Genomic DNA, 17,877 nt, shown 5'->3' on the forward strand with positions numbered 1-17,877 from the left:
CGAATGCTCTACACCACGAAGCACAAGAAGAAGGCACCGACTGCGAAGGTCTCTCCTTTCTACAAGAAAACCATCGGTTACGGACTGCCGGACTTCGCAGAGGAACTCAACTACGGAGTCGATCTATCAACCATCTGATAATGGTATCAGGTTGGTGGGGTAAAGGTGCCCCATCAACCATTAAATCCGTATACCCTCGCTTATAAGCAAAACGGCCGTGGTCATGCCACGGCCGCCATCATCAGAGGTTCGCCGAGCTTATGGCGTCGTGATGTCAGTATCGAACCATTTCTGGGAGATTTCACCCAGCGTGCCGTTTTCTCGAAGTTCAGACAGCGCAGCGTCGACGCGGTCGCGCTGCGCCCGCCCCTCCTCGTCGTCACGGAACGGCAGCGCGTTTTCGATGGTGGTAAACGGCTGACCTGCCAACGCGAGCGGCAAACCGCGCTCGCTGATCACTTGGCTAGCGCTCACCCGATCCATCACGAAGGCATCGACACGGCCTAGCGCGACATCCTGCTCCACATTGGATTCGTAGGTGCGGATATCAATTTCATCGGCATTCGGCTGCTCGCGCAGCAGCTGCTCGTAGTTAGATCCTAGGTTCACCGCCACGCTTTTACCGGACAAATCCTCAACGCCGTTGATGGTATCGTTACCTGCACGCACGACCACTTGGGCACCGTCGTATACATAAGGCGCGGTAAAGGCATATTTGGCTTTGCGCTCATCGGTAATGGTGATTTGGTTGGCAATAGTATCAATGCGGCCCGATTCCAACATGCCTGCCAAGCCCGAGAAGCTCGCGGTCACGAATTCGATCTCGTCGCCGGTGATCTCCCCTACCGCATTCATCACATCAACTTCAAAGCCTTTCAGCTCGTTCTGCTCAACATACGTGAACGGAAAGTAACCACCGGACATGCCCACACGCAGTGTATCGGCCTGAGCGGCAGCAGACACTAAGCCCACAACGCCCAAGGAGAGCGCCATCACAGTTTTTTTCAAACGGCTTACGTTCAACATGGTATTTCCTCATTAGACCCTTGGGCCCACAGCTGATACGGAGGCGCTGGCGATGAGATACTGACCACCAGCGCAATGCAGACAAGATACCAGCAAAAAAGAAATAATAAACCTCCTTCTTATGATCTTTTGGAACTAGAAAGCATCAGTAGTAAGCACGACTCTTACCGGCCTTGTACCATTAACACTTCTTCTAGCTGCGCATAAGCAAGACGTAACCACACCTTCATACGCTGGCGTTCAGCAATGTTCATCAAACGGCGGTCGTTGGCCACTGCCCAGAAACTGCTGTTATTGAAGTCGATTTTTTGTGGGAGCTTGGCATACTAGCCTACACCACCCTTCTCACCGCCAATAAAGTGAACCTTACCCATCCTTGTCTCTCCGCCATCGGGCCCGATGCCCAAAGGGGAATCTAGCAGGAAAACCCGACAGGAAAACAGCAAAGGTGCGGAAATAGTCGCGGGCGTTGCCGTATCAGGCAACCTGCACCAAGCAAAAAGCCCGACCCCTTTCGGGCTCGGGCTTTTCAGCATGGGCTTTTCAGCATAGGACAGTGACATTAGGCAGCAGCGCCACCCGACCACCTTTCATCATGCGGCGATAGCGGTATCACCCATTTTCTGACGAAGCTTTTTCATGGCGTTCTTTTCGAGCTGGCGAATACGCTCGGCGCTCACCCCGTAGACATCGGCCAGGTCATGTAACGTGGCTTTGTCATCGGTCAGCCAGCGGCGCTGGAGGATATCCCGAGAGCGGTCATCCAGTGCCTGCAAGGCCAGCTGAAGGCGGCGCGTCGAATCCTCTTCGAAGTCGCTATCTTCCAGCTGCGTCGCCGGGTCTGCCGAAGCGTCGTCGAGGAAGTAGGCAGGTGCCTGATAAGCGCTCTCGTCGTCATCGCCGGGCGCTGCGTCGTAGCCAGCGTCGAACGCCGACAAGCGGCCTTCCATGTCACGCACGATTTCCGGCTTGACGTCCAGGTCCTTGGCGATGGCGTTGACTTCGTCATTGTTCAACCAGGCCAGACGCTTCTTGGCGCTGCGCAGATTGAAGAACAGTTTGCGCTGTGCCTTGGTGGTGGCAATCTTGACGATACGCCAGTTACGTAGCACAAACTCATGAATTTCGGCTTTGATCCAGTGCACGGCAAACGACACCAAGCGTACCCCTTGATTGGGATCGAAGCGCTTGACGGCTTTCATCAAACCGACGTTGCCTTCCTGAATCAAGTCCGCTTGCGGCAGACCGTAACCGGAGTAGCTGCGAGCAATGTGCACCACGAAACGAAGGTGCGATAGCACCAATCGACGTGCTGCCTCAAGATCGCCCTCATCGTAAAGACGAAACGCCAGCTCGCGCTCCTCTTCGACGCTCAGCACCGCGATGCCATTCACCGCTTGAATGTAGCCACCCAGGTCATTGCCTGGTGAAAGCTGTCCCACCGGTAGAAGACTAGTGCTCATGTGCAGATGGCCTCCCTTAAAACCTTTCGTGGTCGACGCGCAAGCGATACTCGGCCAGCGCATCTGGAATTGACTGATAAGACCCTGGCCAACCGTCAAGGTTCACTAGGCCAGTTCATCAGCGGTAGCACCTCTTTCAAGCTTGTCACTGGTCCATTAACCTGAGATGACATGACCATGACTGCCCGATGTCCTGCGCCGTGAACCTAACGCGGGCGGATACTGGAAAGGTGGCGGGTCACTGCCAGCCATGCGCCTAACCAGCCCAATAGTGTACTGCAAGATAGCAGAATTGTAGAGCCCGTCACATCCAGCTGCGGCAAAGTGAAGCTGGCGCCATAGCTGGCTGCCAGGGCCGCCACTGGCAGCGATAGCCAGTGATTTCCCAACCCCAGCAACCCGAGCGCAATCACGCCTCCCCCAATGCCGTACCAGGCACCACTGTAGAGAAATGGCCGCCTGACAAAGGCATGGGTGGCCCCCATGAGCATCACCACCTCGATCTCTCGGCGACGACTTTCCACCGCCAGGCGTATGGTGTTGCCCACCACCAGCAAGACGCCAAAGCCGAACAGAACGCCCAGCGCCAGCGCCACCCGGCGTCCCAGCTCGGCTAAATGGCGCAACCGCTCCACCCAGGCCAGATCGACACGAACTTCGTCTACGCCAGTGAGGGTTTCGAGCCGATGGGCCAGCTCCGCCATGGCATCGGGGTCGACGCTTTGCGGTGCGATCACGATGCTGGTGGGCAACGGGTTGTCATCCAGCCCCGCCAAAGTGTCATCGATACCCAGCGACTGCTGGAATTCGGCCATGCCCTCTTCCGGGCTGATCATGCGCGTCTGCGCCACGCCTTCATCTGCCACGACCGCCTCTTCTATGCGCGCCGCCTGCGCTTCGTCCACGGCAACGTCGAGGTAGACCGTCAGCGTCGCACTTTCATCCAGCTCGGTATTCAGCAGGCGAGCGCTGTCCAGTGTCAGCCAGAGCGCGGCCGGGAGCACCAGCGCAATCGCAATGGCCAGCATGGTCAGCAGGTTGCCCAGCGGCTGGCGCACCAGCCGGTACAGGCTGTCGATGGCCATGGCACGATGGTGCCTGCCCCAGGCACGCAGGCGACTGCTGAAACGTGTCTGCTGCGAACGCGCCCCCTTGCGTGCTGGCGCTTCGCTCGGTGAAGACGGGGTGGGTGCAGCGCGTCTGGCTCGCGGGGCAGCGCCACCCTGGCGCGGCGTGGCAGGGTGGCGGGGTGTCGAACGCTTCATAAGGCTCCCTCGTCACCCACCAGACGACCATCCTGCAAACGCAGAATGCGGTGACGCAACCGGGCAATCAGCGCCAGGTCGTGGCTGGCGATCATGATGGTCGTGCCAATCCGATTGAAATCCTCGAAGAGCCCCATGATATCCGCCGATAGCTGTGGGTCGAGGTTACCGGTGGGCTCATCCGCCAGCAGCAAGGCTGGCTTGTTGACCACTGCCCGCGCAATGCCCACCCGCTGCTGCTCACCACCAGAAAGTTCGATGGGCAGCGCTTTCTCGCGATGCAAGAGACCTACCTTGTCGAGGGCGGCACGCACCCGCCGGGCGGCCTCTCGTGGCTCGACGCCCTGGATTTCCAGCGGCAGCGACACGTTGTGGAACACGCTGCGGTCGAACAGCAGCTGGTGGTCCTGAAACACAACGCCAATCTGGCGGCGGTAGAACGGCACCTGACTGGGGTGCAGCTGGGCAATATCGTGCCCCGCCACCACCACCCGGCCCCGGCTAGGAGTTTCAAGACGCATGATGAGCCGCAGCAGCGAACTTTTGCCTGCCCCCGAGTGGCCGGTCAAAAAGACCATTTCGCCTCTGGCCACGCGGAAGTTCAGGTGCGCCAGCGCATCAAAGCGCCCTCCATAGCGCTTACCCACATGCTCGAAGGCAATCATGCGCGGCCATCGTCTCCCTGGCGGTCAAACAGTGCGTTGACGAAATCGTGGGCATCGAAGGGGCGCAGGTCGTCCAGACCTTCACCCACGCCAATGAACCGGATGGGCGTCTCCAGCTGTTTGGCCAGCGCGAAGATGATGCCGCCCTTGGCGGTACCGTCCAGCTTGGTCAGCGTGATGCCGCTGATCGGCACCGCTTCATTGAACGTGCTGGCCTGGGAGATGGCGTTCTGGCCCGTGCCCGCATCCAGCACCAGCATGACCTCGTGGGGTGCGGTGTCATCCAGCTTCTGCATGACACGGTGCACCTTCTTGAGCTCTTCCATCAGGTGGCTCTTGTTATGCAGCCGCCCGGCCGTGTCGGCAATCAGCACGTCCACCCCACGAGCCTTGGCCGCCGCCACCGCATCGTAAATCACCGATGCGCTGTCCGCGCCGGTGTGCTGAGCAATCACCGGAACGCTGTTGCGCTCACCCCAGACCTTCAACTGCTCCACGGCGGCCGCCCGGAAGGTATCCCCCGCGGCCAGCATGACACTCTTGCCTTCGCGCTGAAAACGCTGGGTGAGCTTGCCGATGGTGGTGGTTTTCCCCACCCCATTGACCCCCACCACCAGAATGACGAAGGGCCCGCCATTGGCGCTCTGGACATCCAGCGGCGTGGAGACCGGTCCCAGCAGCGCGGCCAGCTCTTCCTGCAAGCCGCGATACAGCGCCTCCGGGTTGTTCAGTTCCTTGCGGGACACCCGCGCTTCCAGGCGCTCGATGATCTCGCTGGTGGCTTCGATGCCCACATCGGCCATCAACAGCTGGGTTTCCAGGTCTTCCAGCAGCTCGTCATCGATATGCTTCTTGCCCAGAAACAGATCGGCCAAGCCATCGGTCAGGTTGGCGCGGGTCTTGCCCAGCCCCGACTTGATGCGTGCAAACCAGCCCTTCTTCTCGCCCTGCTCGGCCACCGGCTTCTCTTGTAGCGCGGGCTTGACTGGCTCTGGCTCTGGCTCTGGCTCTGGCTCTGGCTCTGGCTCTGGCTCTGGCTCTGGCTCTGGCAGAGTATGTTCCACAAGCTCACTGTGCACCGGCTCTTCGTCCTGGGGCAGCGGCGCCTCTTCCTCGGTGGCTGGCGAAGATAGCGGCTCATCCAGCGCCTTGGCGCTGGCGGGCGCGTCTTCGCGCGGCACCTCTGGCGCGGCCTCTTCCGCCGCGGGAGCCGGTGTGTCACGCTCGCTGACGGAGGGCTCAGCGCCTAGCGACGGATCCTGACTTTCCTGCGGCTCCTGCTGGGAGTCGTGCTTTTTCTTGCGTTTGAAAAAACCGAACATAAGGGTCATCCGACTGAATAGGTGAACATTGCGATTATCCTACCACCGCAGGCCAAGACTTTGGATAAGTTGCCCGCTACAATCCGCGTCATGAAACGACAACGCTCCTCTCGCTCAACGCCTCGCGGCGCTTCTGCATCCCATGGCACGACTCGGCCACCGGGAAAATTGCGCATCATTGGTGGTGACTACCGCCGCCGTTTGCTGCCGGTACTCGACCAGCCGGGGCTGCGCCCCACGCCGGACCGGGTGCGTGAAACCCTGTTCAACTGGCTGGGCCAGGCGCTTTACGGCCAGCGCGTCCTCGATCTGTTCGCAGGCACCGGTGCGCTGGGTATCGAAGCGCTCTCCAGGGGAGCGGCTGCCGTGACCTTCGTCGAGCGCACCCCGGCGGTGGCGTCACTCATCGGCGACAATCTGGCCACCCTGGGCACACTCAAGGGGCACGTGGTGACCCAGGAGGCGCAGGCATTTCTCGCCCAGCCCGGCGACCCCATGGCGCTGGTGTTTCTCGACCCCCCCTTCCATCAGGGGCTGGCAGCACCTTGCTGCGCCCAACTGGAGGCAGGTGGCTGGCTGGCCGACGACGCCATGATCTATCTCGAAACCGAGCACACGCTAACCCCGGAAGTCCCGGCCAACTGGCAGTTGCATAGAGAAACCCGGGCGGGTGAAAGCGTTGCCCGACTCTATCGTCGCGGGCCTGCGTAAAGCGCTTGCCGACGACTCTCCGCAGCGTTACGCTCGGCGCATCGACATCGTTATTCATTCCCATGTCGGCAGGCCGCTGCCTGCCGATCGTCACCGGAGGTAGGCATGAGCCTGGAGCTTTTCAATCAGTTGGAGCAGAAAGTCACCGACACCGTCGAGGCGTTGGAGATGATGAAGTTGGAAAACGAAGAGCTTCGCAATGAAAACAGCCAGCTGAAGCAGGAGCGCGAAGAGTGGGAGCGTCGCCTGCAGGGTGTCCTCAGCAAGTTCGACGGTATCGAAGGGGGCAGCGCCTCTTAAAGCAACGACCGCGACATCAGCAGCGCATCTTCTCGCCCGGTCGTCCCTTCAGCGGCCGGGTAGTAGCCTTTACGGCACCCATCCTGTGCGAACTCCGCCCGACGATAAAGCGCTATGGCCCGCTGGTTGCCAGCGCGCACTTCCAGCAATAGCCGCTCGGATGACCACTGCCTGGCCACAGCCACGCAGGCGTCCAGCAACTGCCTCCCCACTCCTTGCCCCTGTGCCTCAGGGCTTACGCCAATGGCCTGTAGCTCGGCATCGAAGGGCAGCCTGACCAGCAGCGCATAGCCCAGCAGAACACTCTCTTGCCAATACCCTGCCACCCAGGCTTGCTCGTCCTGCAGCGCTGCCAGCAACTGGGCGCGACTTGCTCCGCTGCGCGCCTGCGCTTCGAGCGAGCACACTCCTTCGGCGTGCTGGCCATCAAGCCGAGTGATCATGCGGGCTCCATTGCTGCCCCAATGCCACCAACCGTGGCCACAGGGCACGTTTGGCCCCGGCCTGCTGCATCAATGCCGATAACCCTGGCGCCTCCCATACCGGCAAGGACAAGCTGCGGCTCCGCCCATCGGTCAGGGCCATCACCTGCGCCATGGCCGATGCCTCGACGGCATCGCTCGCGCCCCACCAGAGCACGTTTTCCAACGCCCAGCCCTGACGGCTGGCCGCGCCGGAGACGAAGGCAGCCAGTCCCTCCTGGGCTTCTTCCAACGGGTCCTCTGGGGTAAATGCGGTGGCCATCGGCGGCCATTTGAAAGTGACCACCGTGGGCAGCTCGCCTTTCAAAAATCCTGCCGCACGCAGCATATTGGCCAACAGCTGCTGCTCGGGAGGCGACATGTCGCCTTCGCACAGGCTGAGCCAGCGGCCACCGAGACAGACGCAGGACAGGCTGAACTCCAGCGGTTTGGCCACTGCCTTGGGGGTCTCGGGTACGGCATCGTCTGACGCTTGCGGCGCAGGCGTTTCGACAGGCTGGCCGCCCAGCAGCGCGCGCACCGCCTGGGGGGCGGCATGGGAACTGGCAGGCGCGGGGGCGCTGGCCTCTGCCGCAGCGGGCCGTGGGCGCGGCGGCGGAGCATCGTCCAGCAGGGCGTGCAGGCGCTCGCGCGGCGGCGCCTTGGCAGGGGCGTCTTCCCATTCACAGGCTTGCGTGGGGAGTGCGTTGGGCAGTTGATAGCGGGAGGCCCAGGCGGTAATGCCCATGGCCTCCAGATAGTGCCTTCGCGCGGCTTCCGGTGTCACTTTTCGCCGCCACGACAGTTGGGCGAATCGGGGCGCGCACCGCCTCGGGCCTGCCACTCGGTGGGCGTGTAGAGGTGCAGCGCCAGGGCGTGCACCGGCCCCGACAGCTCGTCGGCCAGCAGCGCATAGATCTGCTGGTGGCGTTTCACCGGCATCATGGCTTCGAAGCTGTCGCTGACCAGCGTGACCTTGAAATGCGTTTCAGAGTTGGCCGGCACGTTGTGCATGTGGCTTTCGTTTTCGACCTGGAGCAGCTCAGGGGTCAGCGCCGCCAACTTCTGCTCGATCTGTGTCTGTATCGCCATGGGGCGTTCTCCTTCTGTCCGCAACGCCACCATTGTACGCCCTTACTTGCCAGCCGACGATGCCCGCCGCGCCAATAACGCCTGCTGCGCCACGCGAATACGCGACAGGCTGGCCAGCAGCGCCAGAAGCGTGGTGGCCGCCCCCAGCCAAAGGGTCAGCTGAACGGGCGCTCCTAGCGCCAGGGCAGCCCCCACCAGGGCCACCCCGAAAGACTGCCCGACCGTGCGCATGGTGCTCATGACCCCTGACACATTGGCGCTACGCTCCGGCGGCAGGCTGCCCATCATTTCGCGGTTGTTGGGCGGCTGAAACAGGCCAAAACCGATGCCGCACAGCGCCGTGCGCCACAGGCTTCCCGCCACGCCAGTGCCTTCATCGACCTGCGCCAGCGCCACCAGCCCGATGATCAGCAGCACCAGGCCCGTGCTCGACAGCAGGCTAGGGTTGATACGATCTGCCAACCTGCCCGCCAGCGGCCCCACCAGCATGATGGCCAGCGGCCACGGGGTGAACAGCCAGGCCGTTTCCAGCGGTGAAAAGCCCATCTGCTCCTGATAGAAAAACGACAGCGCCACGAAGGTCAGCCCTTGGCCGATAAACGCCAGTCCAGAAGCCGACACGGCCAGGGTAAAACGCTTTTCGGCAAAGACGCTCAGCGGCAGCAGCGGATAAGGGGCGTGCCGCTGACGGCGGATAAACAGCCCGCACGCCAGTACGGCCAGCAGTGCCCAGCCCCCGCTTTGCCACAGGGGCGCAGCGTGCCCGACGGCGTCCATGGCCACGAAGAAGCTGGCCAGCATCAGCATGGAGTAGAGCGCACCCAGGGTATCGAAGGCGCCCTGCCGGGGAATGTCACGTGGCAAGGCCCGGCCCGCCAGCCAGAGCGAGCAGAGCCCCAGGGGCACGTTCAGCGCAAACAGCCACGGCCAATCGGCGAACGACAGGATGACGCCACTCAAGGTCGGGCCAGCCGCGTAGCCCCCGGCCACCACCAGCGCACTCAAGCCGAGCGCGCTGCCCAACAGCCGCGACGGGAAGATGGCTCGATAGAGCGATGGCCCTATGGAGAGGGTGGCGGCAGCGCCCAGCCCTTGCAAGGCGCGAAACACCAGCAATGACTCCCACTGGCGGGATAACGCTGCCCCCAGCGAAGCGGCCATGAACAGGCCGATGCCGAACAGGTACAGCCGCCGCCGAGTGACCAGCTCGCTGATACCGGCAAACACCAGCAAAAAGGCGGCGCATACCACTTGAAACAGGTTGGTGATCCAGACGGCCCGAGACGCCGGGATATCCAGGTCGGCGGCAATCGTCGGTAACGCCAGATTGATCATGGTGGTATCCATGACCGCCATCAAGGTACCGGTCACCAAGGCCAGCACGGCCAGTCGTCGCTCTGGCCCGGGCAGGCCGTCGTCACCTGGACGAGTTTCGAACAGTCGCATGGTCATCACTTCCTGAACAACCCCCTCTGAAACGACGAAACCGGCCGAAGCCGGTTCCACAGTGCGCTTACGCTAAAAATAATAGCACGCTAATCTTGTTCGTTGTCGAGCAGCAGGGCATCGTCAACGTCAGAGATCTCGAGGGCCGTCTCGTCATCCAGGTCGATGGCCAGATAGCTGTGCTCGACGCGCAGGAAATCCTCGAACAGTGCCCAGTCGAGTTTTTCGGGCCACTGGCGCTCATCCTCTTCCCAGGCGCGCAGCTCGGTTTCCAGAATCTCCACGTGCCGGTCGCGGACAAACGTCTCCAGCGCCTCCGGGGTATCCATTTCGGGAATCAGATACACCGTGCTTTCACGCTCGACGTCGGCCAGGGTCAGGTCGTCGTCTCCCATGGTGGGTTCGAGCGCATTGATCCAGTCCACGAAGGTCTGGGTCGGCCTGACGCTCAAGGCAGAGCGATTTAGCAGTTTCATGGGATTCTCCTCGCCGTCGAAACGTTGACCATTATGGGCGCTAAAACGCGCCCTTACCAACTTTTCGTCCGCCCGTGCGACGTTTAACGTTAATCAACCTCGGGGCGCATCGCCGGGAACAACAACACGTCTCGAATGGAGGGACTGTCGGTAAACAGCATCACCAGCCGGTCGATCCCGATGCCTTCGCCTGCCGTGGGCGGCATGCCGTACTCCAGAGCACGAACGTAGTCGGCATCGTAGTACATGGCTTCCAGGTCCCCGGCGTCTTTTTCGGCTGCCTGCTCACGGAAACGCTCCGCCTGGTCTTCGGCGTCGTTCAGCTCCGAGAAACCATTGGCGATTTCACGCCCACCGACAAAGAACTCGAAGCGGTCGGTGACGAACGGGTCGGCGTCGTTGCGACGCGCCAAGGGGCTCACCTCGGCGGGGTATTCGGTAATGAACGTGGGCTGGTCGAGCTTGTGCTCGGCCACTTCCTCGAAGATCTCGGTCTGCAGCTTACCCAGGCCCCAGCTCTCTTTCACCTTGATACCCAGCTTCTCGGCAGCCGCGCGAGCAGCGTCCAGCGTCGCCAGGTCGGCCTCGGTAATGCCGTCGCCGTGATCCAGAATCGCCTGGCGCAGGGTCAGGCGCTTGAAGGGCTGGCCGAAGTCGTAGCTGGCCCCCTGGTAGGTAAGCGTGGTGGTGCCCAGCACTTCCTGAGCCGCCGTGCGCAGCATGGCTTCGGTCATGTCCAGCAGGTCGCGGTAATCCGCGTAGGCCCAGTAGAACTCCACCATGGTGAACTCGGGGTTGTGGCGCGTGGAGAGCCCTTCGTTGCGGAAGTTACGGTTGATCTCGAAGACCTTCTCGAAACCGCCGACCACCAGACGCTTGAGGTACAGCTCGGGCGCGATGCGCAGGTACATGTCGATGTCCAGCGCATTGTGGTGGGTAATGAAAGGGCGCGCCGCAGCTCCACCGGGGATCGGCTGCAGCATGGGCGTTTCCACTTCCATGAAGCCGCGCGCTTCGAAGAAGCGCCGCATGGAGCTGATCACCGCCGCACGGGTTTCGAATACCTTGCGCGACTGCGGGTTCATGATCAGGTCTACGTAACGCTGACGATAGCGCGCTTCCTGGTCGGTCAGGCCATGGAACTTGTCCGGCAGGGGGCGCAGGCTCTTGGTGAGCAGCTGCGCTTCCACCATCATGACGTAAAGGTCGCCCTTGCCGGATTTGTGCACCGGGCCGCGGGCCGCGACGATATCGCCGATGTCCCAGCCCTTGATGTCCTCCAGCACGTCTTCCGGCAGCCCTTTCTTGTCCACGTAGAGCTGAATCTGGCCAGCCACATCCTGAATCACGATAAAAGGGCCGCGCTTGCGCATCACGCGCCCGGCCACCGACGCTTGGTGGTCCAGCGCTTCCAGCTCGGCTTTGTCTTTCTCGCCCAGCAGGTTATGTAGCTCAACGGTGAGGCTGTCGCGGCGGAAATCGTTCGGGAAAGCGCTTTTGCCCTGCTCGGCCGCCCGCTCACGGCGGGCCGCCAGCTTGGCACGGCGCTCGGCGATCAGGTGATTTTCGTTATCGAGAGAAGACGCGTCTTGGTTAGCCATCGGGCACCCTATTCATGTTCAAACGCTAAAAAGATTACAAACCCTGCTTCAGGCTGGCGACGATAAACTGATCTAAATCCCCGTCGAGCACCTTGTCGCAGTTGCTGGACTGAACGCCGGTACGCAGATCTTTAATGCGCTGATCATCCAGTACGTAAGAGCGAATCTGGCTACCCCAGCCGATATCGGCCTTGGAGTCTTCCGCTTCCTGCTTGGCAGCGTTGCGCTTTTGCATTTCGAATTCCCACAGCTTCGCTTTCAACTGCTTCATGGCGAAGTCGCGGTTGGCATGCTGGCTACGCTGGTTTTGACAGGCCACCACGATGCCGGTGGGCTCGTGGGTGATCCGCACCGCCGAGTCGGTGGTGTTGACGTGCTGGCCACCCGCACCGCTGGAGCGGTAGGTATCCACGCGCAGGTCCGACGGGTTGATCTCGACCTCGAAGCTGTCGTCGATTTCTGGCGACAGAAAGACGGAGGCAAACGAGGTGTGGCGACGACCACCCGAGTCGAAGGGGCTCTTGCGCACCAGACGATGGACGCCGGTTTCGGTACGCAGCCAGCCAAAGGCATGGTCACCCTGAATATGCAGCGACGCCGACTTGATACCCGCGACTTCCCCGGCAGAGATTTCGATGATCTCGGTCTTGAAGCCGTGGCTTTCGGCCCAGCGCAGGTACATGCGCAGCAGAATGTTGGCCCAATCCTGAGCTTCGGTGCCGCCCGATCCTGACTGAATATCCAGATAAGCGTTGTTCTCGTCCATTTCTCCCGAGAACATGCGGCGAAACTCGAGTTTTTCCAACGCATCTTGCAGCCCGGACAGCTCCTTGCGGACTTCCTCGACCGTGGCCTCGTCTTCTTCCATCTCGGCCAGCTCCAACAGGTCGCGGCTATCCGCCAGGCCCTGCTCCAGCTCGTCGATGGTGGCCACGATGGCTTCCAGGGAGGCCCGTTCCTTGCCCAGTTTCTGGGCGTATTCCGGGTCGTTCCAGACGTTGGGGTCTTCGAGCTCGCGGGAAACTTCTTCTAGCCGATCTTTACGCTCGGCATAGTCAAAGATACCCCCTAAGAACGTCTGTCCGCTCAGACAGGTCCTTGATCTGGTTGTGAATCGGGTTGGTTTCCAGCATGGATCGCCCTAATCTTGGTCGGTAAATAAAGCTCGCTGACGCGGGGGTCGCCTCGCGCCGCAAAAGAGACAGTCGCCGTTGGGACGGCCTGGCCACCTGAGACGGTGCCCGCCACCCCAACGGCGACATTCTGGCAGGCATTGTAACCAAACCCGCTGCCAATCGCACCCACCCTGAGAAAGCAAAAAACCCGGCCGAAGCCGGGTCAGTCGATCAGTAAGCGCGAGCCGTCACATCAGAACCGATAGGTCAGCTGAGCACCGAAGCCATGGGCTTCGTTCTTGTAGTCAGCCGAGTAGTTCACCCCGCCAATGGGCTGGCCGCCGGTTTGTGCGCTGGCCAGCAGGTCGCGCCGTTCTTGCTCGACGAAGGTGCCGCGCTCGGTCAGGTAGGAGTAGGCGAAGTCAAGCGTCAGGTCTGGCGTGGGGCTCCAGCCTGCGCCAATCGAGAAAATGCGCCGGTCATCTGACGGAATACGTACGCTGCGGAACTCATCGCTGGTGGGCGTGAAGTCGAGCGTGACGCCTGCACGCAGGGCAAGCTGCGGTGTCAACTGGTACTCGCCACCGGTCGCGAACGCCCAGGCGTTGGAGTAATCCTGCTGCTCCTGGGTAATGGTATCGCCCTGGCTGCCCTGGACCAGAATCTGATCGAAGCGACTCCAGCGTACCCACGAAGTGCCAAACATCAGCTTCAGCCGATCACTCATCTGTTGCGTCAACGAGAAGTTGATGGTTTCAGGCGTGGTCAAATCCAGCGTTGCATTATCATCCGCCCGCACCACGTTGCCCGCAGGGTCACGCGCCACGAAGGTGCCATCCAGGGTGTAGTCCACCTTGGAGCGATAGGTCAGGCCGAACGTGGTTTCAGGAACAGGCTGATAGATCACCCCCAGGTTGTAACCCCAGGCATCGTCATCCCCTTCCACGCGAGAATCGACATCCGTGGCCGGGTCGAACCCAGGCCCCGTGGGCAGCTGACGACGCAGCTCACCGTCGACGCGGTTATAGGTCACACCGGCACCTACCGACCACTGGTCGTTGAAGCGGTAGGAAACCGTGGGCTGTGCACTGACCACGCGGATTTCGGTGTAGTCGCCAAAGTAACGGCCCTGGAAACTATCTTCGTAGTCGGTTTTGGAACCAAAGGGAGCATACACGCCAAAGCCAAAGGCCAAGCGGTCATTGACCGGCTGAGCATAGAAAGCAAACGGTATGAGGGTGCCTGGCACCATGTCGCCATCGTTGGTACCGGGTACGCCACCAATCGGCACCTGCATACCGGCAGGTGCGCCACCCACCGCCACGCCCGCATCAAGTGTGCGGCTGGCTTCCACGTTACGAATGTCGGAGTTCACGTTCAGGTAAGTACCGCCCGCCGTCACCTGGGCGCGATCCAGGAATGACATACCCGCAGGGTTACCGAACACGATGGTGGCGTCGTTGACGTTCGAGCTACGCCCAGCATGGCCATAGCCCTGGCCACTGACGCTCTGTTCGTTGATCTGGTACCCGCCCGCCTGCGCCTGGCCAGTGAAGGCCACCGCTGCGATGGCAGCCGCAAGGGTCAGCTTCTTGAAGTTATTATTCATGGTGGGCCTCTCTCCCGATGATCCGTCGGACGGTGCGTTCCATCCGCATTGTTCTGACACCTAAGTTTTCGCCCAATGTAGGGTTTGGTTCAAGGGCAAACGAGCGTTTTATTTTGTTTTTTACTTATACATTAGTCGCACGGTCGTTTGAAATCAGTGTTTTAGTCATTTCGATGGAGATAAGGGCAGCCCTTGACCTATGGGTTACCCAAGGGTTTTACACTATCTTTTTCGAAAGCGGTGTCAAAAAGGAGGCTTCGTGAGCGCCATCAAAGTCGGTGAACTGGCCAAACGCGGTGGCGTCACGGCGGAAACGGTGCGTCACTACACCCGTGAAGGCCTCTTAACGCCGAGCAGGCATCCAGACAATGGCTATCAGCTCTACACCGCTGGGGACCTGGAGCGCCTGCACTTCATTCAGCGCGCCCGCAAACTGGGTTTTAGCGTAGCCGAAATACGCGACATTCTGGCCCATGCCGACCAGGGCGACTCGCCCTGCCCGCTGGTACGCGACCTGCTGGCCCATCGCCTGCCGCAAATCAGGGCGCGCATTGCCGAGCTGGAAGCGCTGGCGCACCGCATGGAGCAGGCGCTGGAGAGCTGGCAGGCCATGCCCGACGGCACCCCCGATGGCCACAGCCTGTGCCGCTTGATCGAAAGTTTTCCCGAGGAGGCAGCATGCCCCAACGCCCCGCACCGCCCACAACGCTGACCCGCACCGTGCCCGGCATGAACTGCCAGGGCTGCGTCAAGCGCATGCGGGAAGCAATTCTCGCCGAGGACGCCACTGCCGAGGTAATCGGCTTCCCAGCCGACAAACGCCTGGAGGTTGCCACCACCCTGAGCATGACGGCTCTGGATGACGCCCTCGCACAGGCAGGCTACCCCCCCAGCGAGCTGGCCCCGCCAGCTGTTGACGACACCAAAACCGAGGTCGAAGGTAACGACTCGACGGCAGCGACCCACACGGCTGACACGCCACGCTCCCGCCAAGGCAGCCAGCGAATACGCTTGGCCATCACCGGCATGACCTGCGCCAGCTGCGTCAAAAGCGTCCAGAAAGCCTTGGAACGCGCACAAGGCGTGGATACGGCCAGCGTCAATTTCGCGACCCATACCGCCCAGGTATTTGGCCATGTCGATGCAGCAACGCTGCTGGCCGCCGTCGATGCCGCAGGCTATAGCGCCGAACCGATTGTCGATATGCGCGCCGCCGAAGAGACGCGTGCAGAACAAGAAGCGCGGCTCTATCAAACGCGCCTGAAGGGTAGTGCGTACTCACTCGCCTTGGCGCTACCGCTCATGCTCAGTATGTTTTTCTATCACCCACACCCGGTGGGGATGGGGCGCTTGTTCTGGCTGGTGATTGGCCTGCTCACCCTGGCCATCCTGGTCTTTCCTGGTCGCCATTTCTTTGTGAATGCATGGAAGAACCTCAAGCATCATCAAGCCAACATGGACACCCTGGTGGCCATGGGCACCGGCACCGCCTGGCTCTACTCCATGGTGGTAGTGGCCTTTGCCCCCTGGTTGCCTGATGTGGCGCACGGCATCTATTTTGAAGCCTCTGCCATGGTGATCGGCCTGATTCTGTTGGGCAATGCGCTGGAGCTCAAGGCCCGCGGTCGCACCAGCAACGCCTTGAAACGCCTGCTGGATCTGCAAAGCCGCACGGCGCGGGTGGTGCGCGATGGTAAAGAGCAAGAAGTCGACATCGACGCAGTCCGTCAAGGCGACCACATCCGCGTACGCCCCGGCGAGCGCCTGCCGGTGGACGGCAAAGTGCTGGAAGGCGAGAGCCATATTGATGAGTCCATGCTCACCGGTGAGCCGCTGCCCATCAAAAAGCGCATGGGAGACGACGTCAGCGCTGGCACCGTGAACGGCAAAGGCAGCCTGGTCTACCAGGCCACCCGCGTCGGGGCCGATACACGCCTGGGGCAGATCACCGAGCAGGTGGCCAGTGCACAGAACTCGCGCCCGCCGATTGGCGAGCTGGCCGACAGGATTTCGAGTATCTTCGTGCCCTCGGTGATGATCATTGCCGTGCTCACTGCGCTGGCCTGGTTCAACCTGGGCGCCGAGCCTCGGGTGATCCACATGCTGGTCACCGCCACCAGCGTGCTGATCATCGCCTGCCCCTGCGCGCTGGGCCTGGCCACACCGATATCCACCATGATCGGCGTGGGCAAGGCCGCTGAACAGGGAGTGCTGGTCAGAAACGGTGAGGCCCTGCAAACCGCCAGCAAACTCACCACCCTGGTGGTGGACAAAACCGGTACGCTGACCGAGGGCAAGCCCCGCGTGACAGACGCCGAGATACTGCACGGCGATGCCAACACCGCACTCGGCTATGTCCTGGCACTAGAGCGCCGCTCGGAGCACCCGCTCGCCGCAGCATTGACCAACTATAGCGAAGCAGCGGGTGCCAAGGCTGCTGAGATTCGCGGCTTCGATAGCGTGACCGGGGGCGGAGTCAAGGCGCGTACCGAGGATGGCCGAACGTTGCTGCTGGGTAACGCACTGCTGCTCGTCAACGAAGGCGTCGACCTGACGGCTGGGCAGGCCATTGCCGGCCCACTGGAACACAAAGCACGCACGCTGGTGTATCTGGCGGTGGACGGCCAATTGATCGCCCTCTTCGGCATCAGCGACCCGCTGCGCAGCGACGCCAAAGCGGCCGTCGCGCGACTGCAGCAAGAAGGCGTCAACGTCATCATGCTGACAGGAGACCATTCCCACGCCGCTGCTGCCATTGCCCGGGAAGTGGGCATCGAGGAGTACCGTGCGGGGCTATTACCAGAAGACAAACACGCCGAAATCGAGCGCTTGCAGCAAGCGGGAGAGATCGTTGGCATGGTGGGCGATGGCATCAACGACGCCCCGGCTCTGGCGCGCGCCAACGTGGGCTTTGCCATCGGCCAAGGCACCGATGTCGCCATCGAGAGTGCGGGAATTACCTTGATGCGCGGCTCGCTGCACGGGGTCGCGGACGCCATCGCCATCAGCCGGGCAACGCTCACCAATATCAAGCAGAACCTGGTGGGCGCGTTCGGTTACAACGTGCTGTGCATTCCTGTCGCCGCCGGTGTGCTGTACCCGTTCACCGGCATGCTACTCTCGCCCATGATTGCCGGGGCCGCCATGTCGCTCTCTTCCATCACCGTGGTGAGCAACGCCAACCGCTTGAGGCGCTGGCGCCCGGCCACTGCCCTATCGCCACAGGAGCCACGATCATGAACCTACTGGTGAACCTGATAGGCCTTGCGCTGATCGCGGCCATCGTCTGGTGGTTCTGGGGCGGCACGCCACGCTGAGCAAGGCA

17 protein-coding genes and 1 pseudogene are annotated in these 17,877 nt (G+C 61.5%); 5 read left to right on the forward strand and 13 right to left on the reverse strand.

The features are described from left to right. Positions 1-138 (forward strand): annotated as a pseudogene (locus tag FEU76_RS17440) (ISL3 family transposase); the annotation flags it as partial. Between the two features lie 120 nt (positions 139-258). Here the strand turns inward: FEU76_RS17440 and FEU76_RS17450 are convergent. The 5 genes from FEU76_RS17450 to ftsY all read right to left on the reverse strand — a co-directional run bounded on the left by FEU76_RS17450 (position 259) and on the right by ftsY (position 5,741). Then, positions 259-1,026, reverse strand: coding sequence for an amino acid ABC transporter substrate-binding protein (locus FEU76_RS17450; protein ID WP_144984688.1), 768 nt, complete (start codon positions 1,024-1,026; stop codon positions 259-261). Between the two features lie 593 nt (positions 1,027-1,619). Continuing rightward, positions 1,620-2,489, reverse strand: coding sequence for an RNA polymerase sigma factor RpoH (rpoH, locus tag FEU76_RS17460; RefSeq protein ID WP_039182315.1), 870 nt, complete (start codon positions 2,487-2,489; stop codon positions 1,620-1,622). Positions 2,490-2,695: 206 nt separating this feature from the next. Next, positions 2,696-3,754: a permease-like cell division protein FtsX gene (gene ftsX / locus FEU76_RS17465; protein ID WP_144984691.1), complete on the reverse strand. Its 1,059-nt coding sequence runs from the start codon at positions 3,752-3,754 to the stop codon at positions 2,696-2,698. Then, positions 3,751-4,419 carry a cell division ATP-binding protein FtsE gene (gene ftsE, locus FEU76_RS17470; protein ID WP_016916020.1) on the reverse strand — a complete coding sequence of 223 codons (669 nt, stop codon included), beginning with the start codon at positions 4,417-4,419 and terminating at the stop codon, positions 3,751-3,753. Before ftsE ends, ftsX begins: the two co-directional genes overlap by 4 nt. Beyond that, positions 4,416-5,741: a signal recognition particle-docking protein FtsY gene (gene ftsY, locus FEU76_RS17475; protein WP_144984694.1), complete on the reverse strand. Its 1,326-nt coding sequence runs from the start codon at positions 5,739-5,741 to the stop codon at positions 4,416-4,418. The genes ftsE and ftsY overlap by 4 nt, the downstream gene beginning before the upstream one ends. Before the next feature lie 90 nt (positions 5,742-5,831). Here ftsY and rsmD point away from each other — a divergent pair, with 90 nt between their 5' ends. Both rsmD and FEU76_RS17485 read left to right on the forward strand, forming a co-directional pair. Then, positions 5,832-6,452, forward strand: coding sequence for a 16S rRNA (guanine(966)-N(2))-methyltransferase RsmD (gene rsmD, locus FEU76_RS17480; protein ID WP_186299164.1), 621 nt, complete (start codon positions 5,832-5,834; stop codon positions 6,450-6,452). Positions 6,453-6,557: 105 nt separating this feature from the next. Beyond that, on the forward strand, positions 6,558-6,752 hold the full coding sequence (locus FEU76_RS17485) for a cell division protein ZapB (protein WP_016916017.1): 195 nt from the start codon (positions 6,558-6,560) through the stop codon (positions 6,750-6,752). Here the strand turns inward: FEU76_RS17485 and rimI are convergent. From rimI to FEU76_RS17525, 8 genes are all read right to left on the reverse strand, one after another. Beyond that, complete coding sequence (gene rimI / locus FEU76_RS17490; RefSeq protein ID WP_144984697.1) at positions 6,749-7,195, reverse strand: ribosomal protein S18-alanine N-acetyltransferase; 447 nt, start codon at positions 7,193-7,195, stop codon at positions 6,749-6,751. The two genes, FEU76_RS17485 and rimI, sit on opposite strands and share 4 nt — an antisense overlap. Further along, on the reverse strand, positions 7,179-8,000 hold the full coding sequence (locus FEU76_RS17495) for a hypothetical protein (protein WP_260851421.1): 822 nt from the start codon (positions 7,998-8,000) through the stop codon (positions 7,179-7,181). The genes rimI and FEU76_RS17495 overlap by 17 nt, the downstream gene beginning before the upstream one ends. Then, positions 7,997-8,305: a BolA family protein gene (locus FEU76_RS17500; RefSeq protein ID WP_039183366.1), complete on the reverse strand. Its 309-nt coding sequence runs from the start codon at positions 8,303-8,305 to the stop codon at positions 7,997-7,999. The genes FEU76_RS17495 and FEU76_RS17500 overlap by 4 nt, the downstream gene beginning before the upstream one ends. Positions 8,306-8,347: 42 nt before the next feature. Beyond that, positions 8,348-9,751: an MFS transporter gene (locus FEU76_RS17505; RefSeq protein ID WP_096923341.1), complete on the reverse strand. Its 1,404-nt coding sequence runs from the start codon at positions 9,749-9,751 to the stop codon at positions 8,348-8,350. Between the two features lie 89 nt (positions 9,752-9,840). After that, complete coding sequence (locus tag FEU76_RS17510; protein WP_016916012.1) at positions 9,841-10,227, reverse strand: hypothetical protein; 387 nt, start codon at positions 10,225-10,227, stop codon at positions 9,841-9,843. Between the two features lie 89 nt (positions 10,228-10,316). Then, entirely contained in the window at positions 10,317-11,828 is a 1,512-nt protein-coding gene (lysS, locus tag FEU76_RS17515) for a lysine--tRNA ligase (RefSeq protein WP_144984700.1), read from the reverse strand. Positions 11,829-11,862: 34 nt separating this feature from the next. Beyond that, positions 11,863-12,961, reverse strand: a protein-coding gene (gene prfB / locus FEU76_RS17520; RefSeq protein ID WP_139790145.1) for a peptide chain release factor 2 whose coding sequence is annotated in 2 segments (ribosomal slippage) — positions 11,863-12,885 and positions 12,887-12,961 — 1,098 coding nt in all. Because the reading frame shifts where the segments join, the coding sequence is not laid out codon by codon here. Between the two features lie 235 nt (positions 12,962-13,196). After that, complete coding sequence (locus FEU76_RS17525; protein ID WP_144984703.1) at positions 13,197-14,552, reverse strand: OmpP1/FadL family transporter; 1,356 nt, start codon at positions 14,550-14,552, stop codon at positions 13,197-13,199. 268 nt (positions 14,553-14,820) lie between these two features. On the opposite strand from FEU76_RS17525, the gene FEU76_RS17530 reads away from it, so the two are divergent. Together FEU76_RS17530 and FEU76_RS17535 are read left to right on the forward strand one after the other, a co-directional pair. Next, positions 14,821-15,264: a MerR family transcriptional regulator gene (locus FEU76_RS17530; protein ID WP_144984775.1), complete on the forward strand. Its 444-nt coding sequence runs from the start codon at positions 14,821-14,823 to the stop codon at positions 15,262-15,264. Beyond that, on the forward strand, positions 15,231-17,792 hold the full coding sequence (locus FEU76_RS17535; RefSeq protein ID WP_144984706.1) for a heavy metal translocating P-type ATPase: 2,562 nt from the start codon (positions 15,231-15,233) through the stop codon (positions 17,790-17,792). Before FEU76_RS17530 ends, FEU76_RS17535 begins: the two co-directional genes overlap by 34 nt. The last annotated feature ends 85 nt before the right edge of the window (positions 17,793-17,877 follow it).

Source organism: Halomonas sp. C22, assembly GCF_007655045.1.
Taxonomy (GTDB): domain Bacteria; phylum Pseudomonadota; class Gammaproteobacteria; order Pseudomonadales; family Halomonadaceae; genus Vreelandella; species Vreelandella hamiltonii.

Bases quoted from the DNA above. Each gene is read 5' to 3' on its own strand.
- FEU76_RS17535 (WP_144984706.1), top strand. From the start codon at position 15,231: ATGCCCCAACGCCCCGCACCGCCCACAACGCTGACCCGCACCGTGCCC.
- ftsY (WP_144984694.1), bottom strand. From the start codon at position 5,741: ATGTTCGGTTTTTTCAAACGCAAGAAAAAGCACGACTCCCAGCAGGAG.
- FEU76_RS17450 (WP_144984688.1), bottom strand. From the start codon at position 1,026: ATGTTGAACGTAAGCCGTTTGAAAAAAACTGTGATGGCGCTCTCCTTG.
- FEU76_RS17525 (WP_144984703.1), bottom strand. From the start codon at position 14,552: ATGAATAATAACTTCAAGAAGCTGACCCTTGCGGCTGCCATCGCAGCG.
- lysS (WP_144984700.1), bottom strand. From the start codon at position 11,828: ATGGCTAACCAAGACGCGTCTTCTCTCGATAACGAAAATCACCTGATC.
- rimI (WP_144984697.1), bottom strand. From the start codon at position 7,195: ATGATCACTCGGCTTGATGGCCAGCACGCCGAAGGAGTGTGCTCGCTC.
- ftsX (WP_144984691.1), bottom strand. From the start codon at position 3,754: ATGAAGCGTTCGACACCCCGCCACCCTGCCACGCCGCGCCAGGGTGGC.
- FEU76_RS17505 (WP_096923341.1), bottom strand. From the start codon at position 9,751: ATGCGACTGTTCGAAACTCGTCCAGGTGACGACGGCCTGCCCGGGCCA.
- FEU76_RS17510 (WP_016916012.1), bottom strand. From the start codon at position 10,227: ATGAAACTGCTAAATCGCTCTGCCTTGAGCGTCAGGCCGACCCAGACC.
- rsmD (WP_186299164.1), top strand. From the start codon at position 5,832: ATGAAACGACAACGCTCCTCTCGCTCAACGCCTCGCGGCGCTTCTGCA.
- FEU76_RS17500 (WP_039183366.1), bottom strand. From the start codon at position 8,305: ATGGCGATACAGACACAGATCGAGCAGAAGTTGGCGGCGCTGACCCCT.
- FEU76_RS17485 (WP_016916017.1), top strand. From the start codon at position 6,558: ATGAGCCTGGAGCTTTTCAATCAGTTGGAGCAGAAAGTCACCGACACC.
- ftsE (WP_016916020.1), bottom strand. From the start codon at position 4,419: ATGATTGCCTTCGAGCATGTGGGTAAGCGCTATGGAGGGCGCTTTGAT.
- rpoH (WP_039182315.1), bottom strand. From the start codon at position 2,489: ATGAGCACTAGTCTTCTACCGGTGGGACAGCTTTCACCAGGCAATGAC.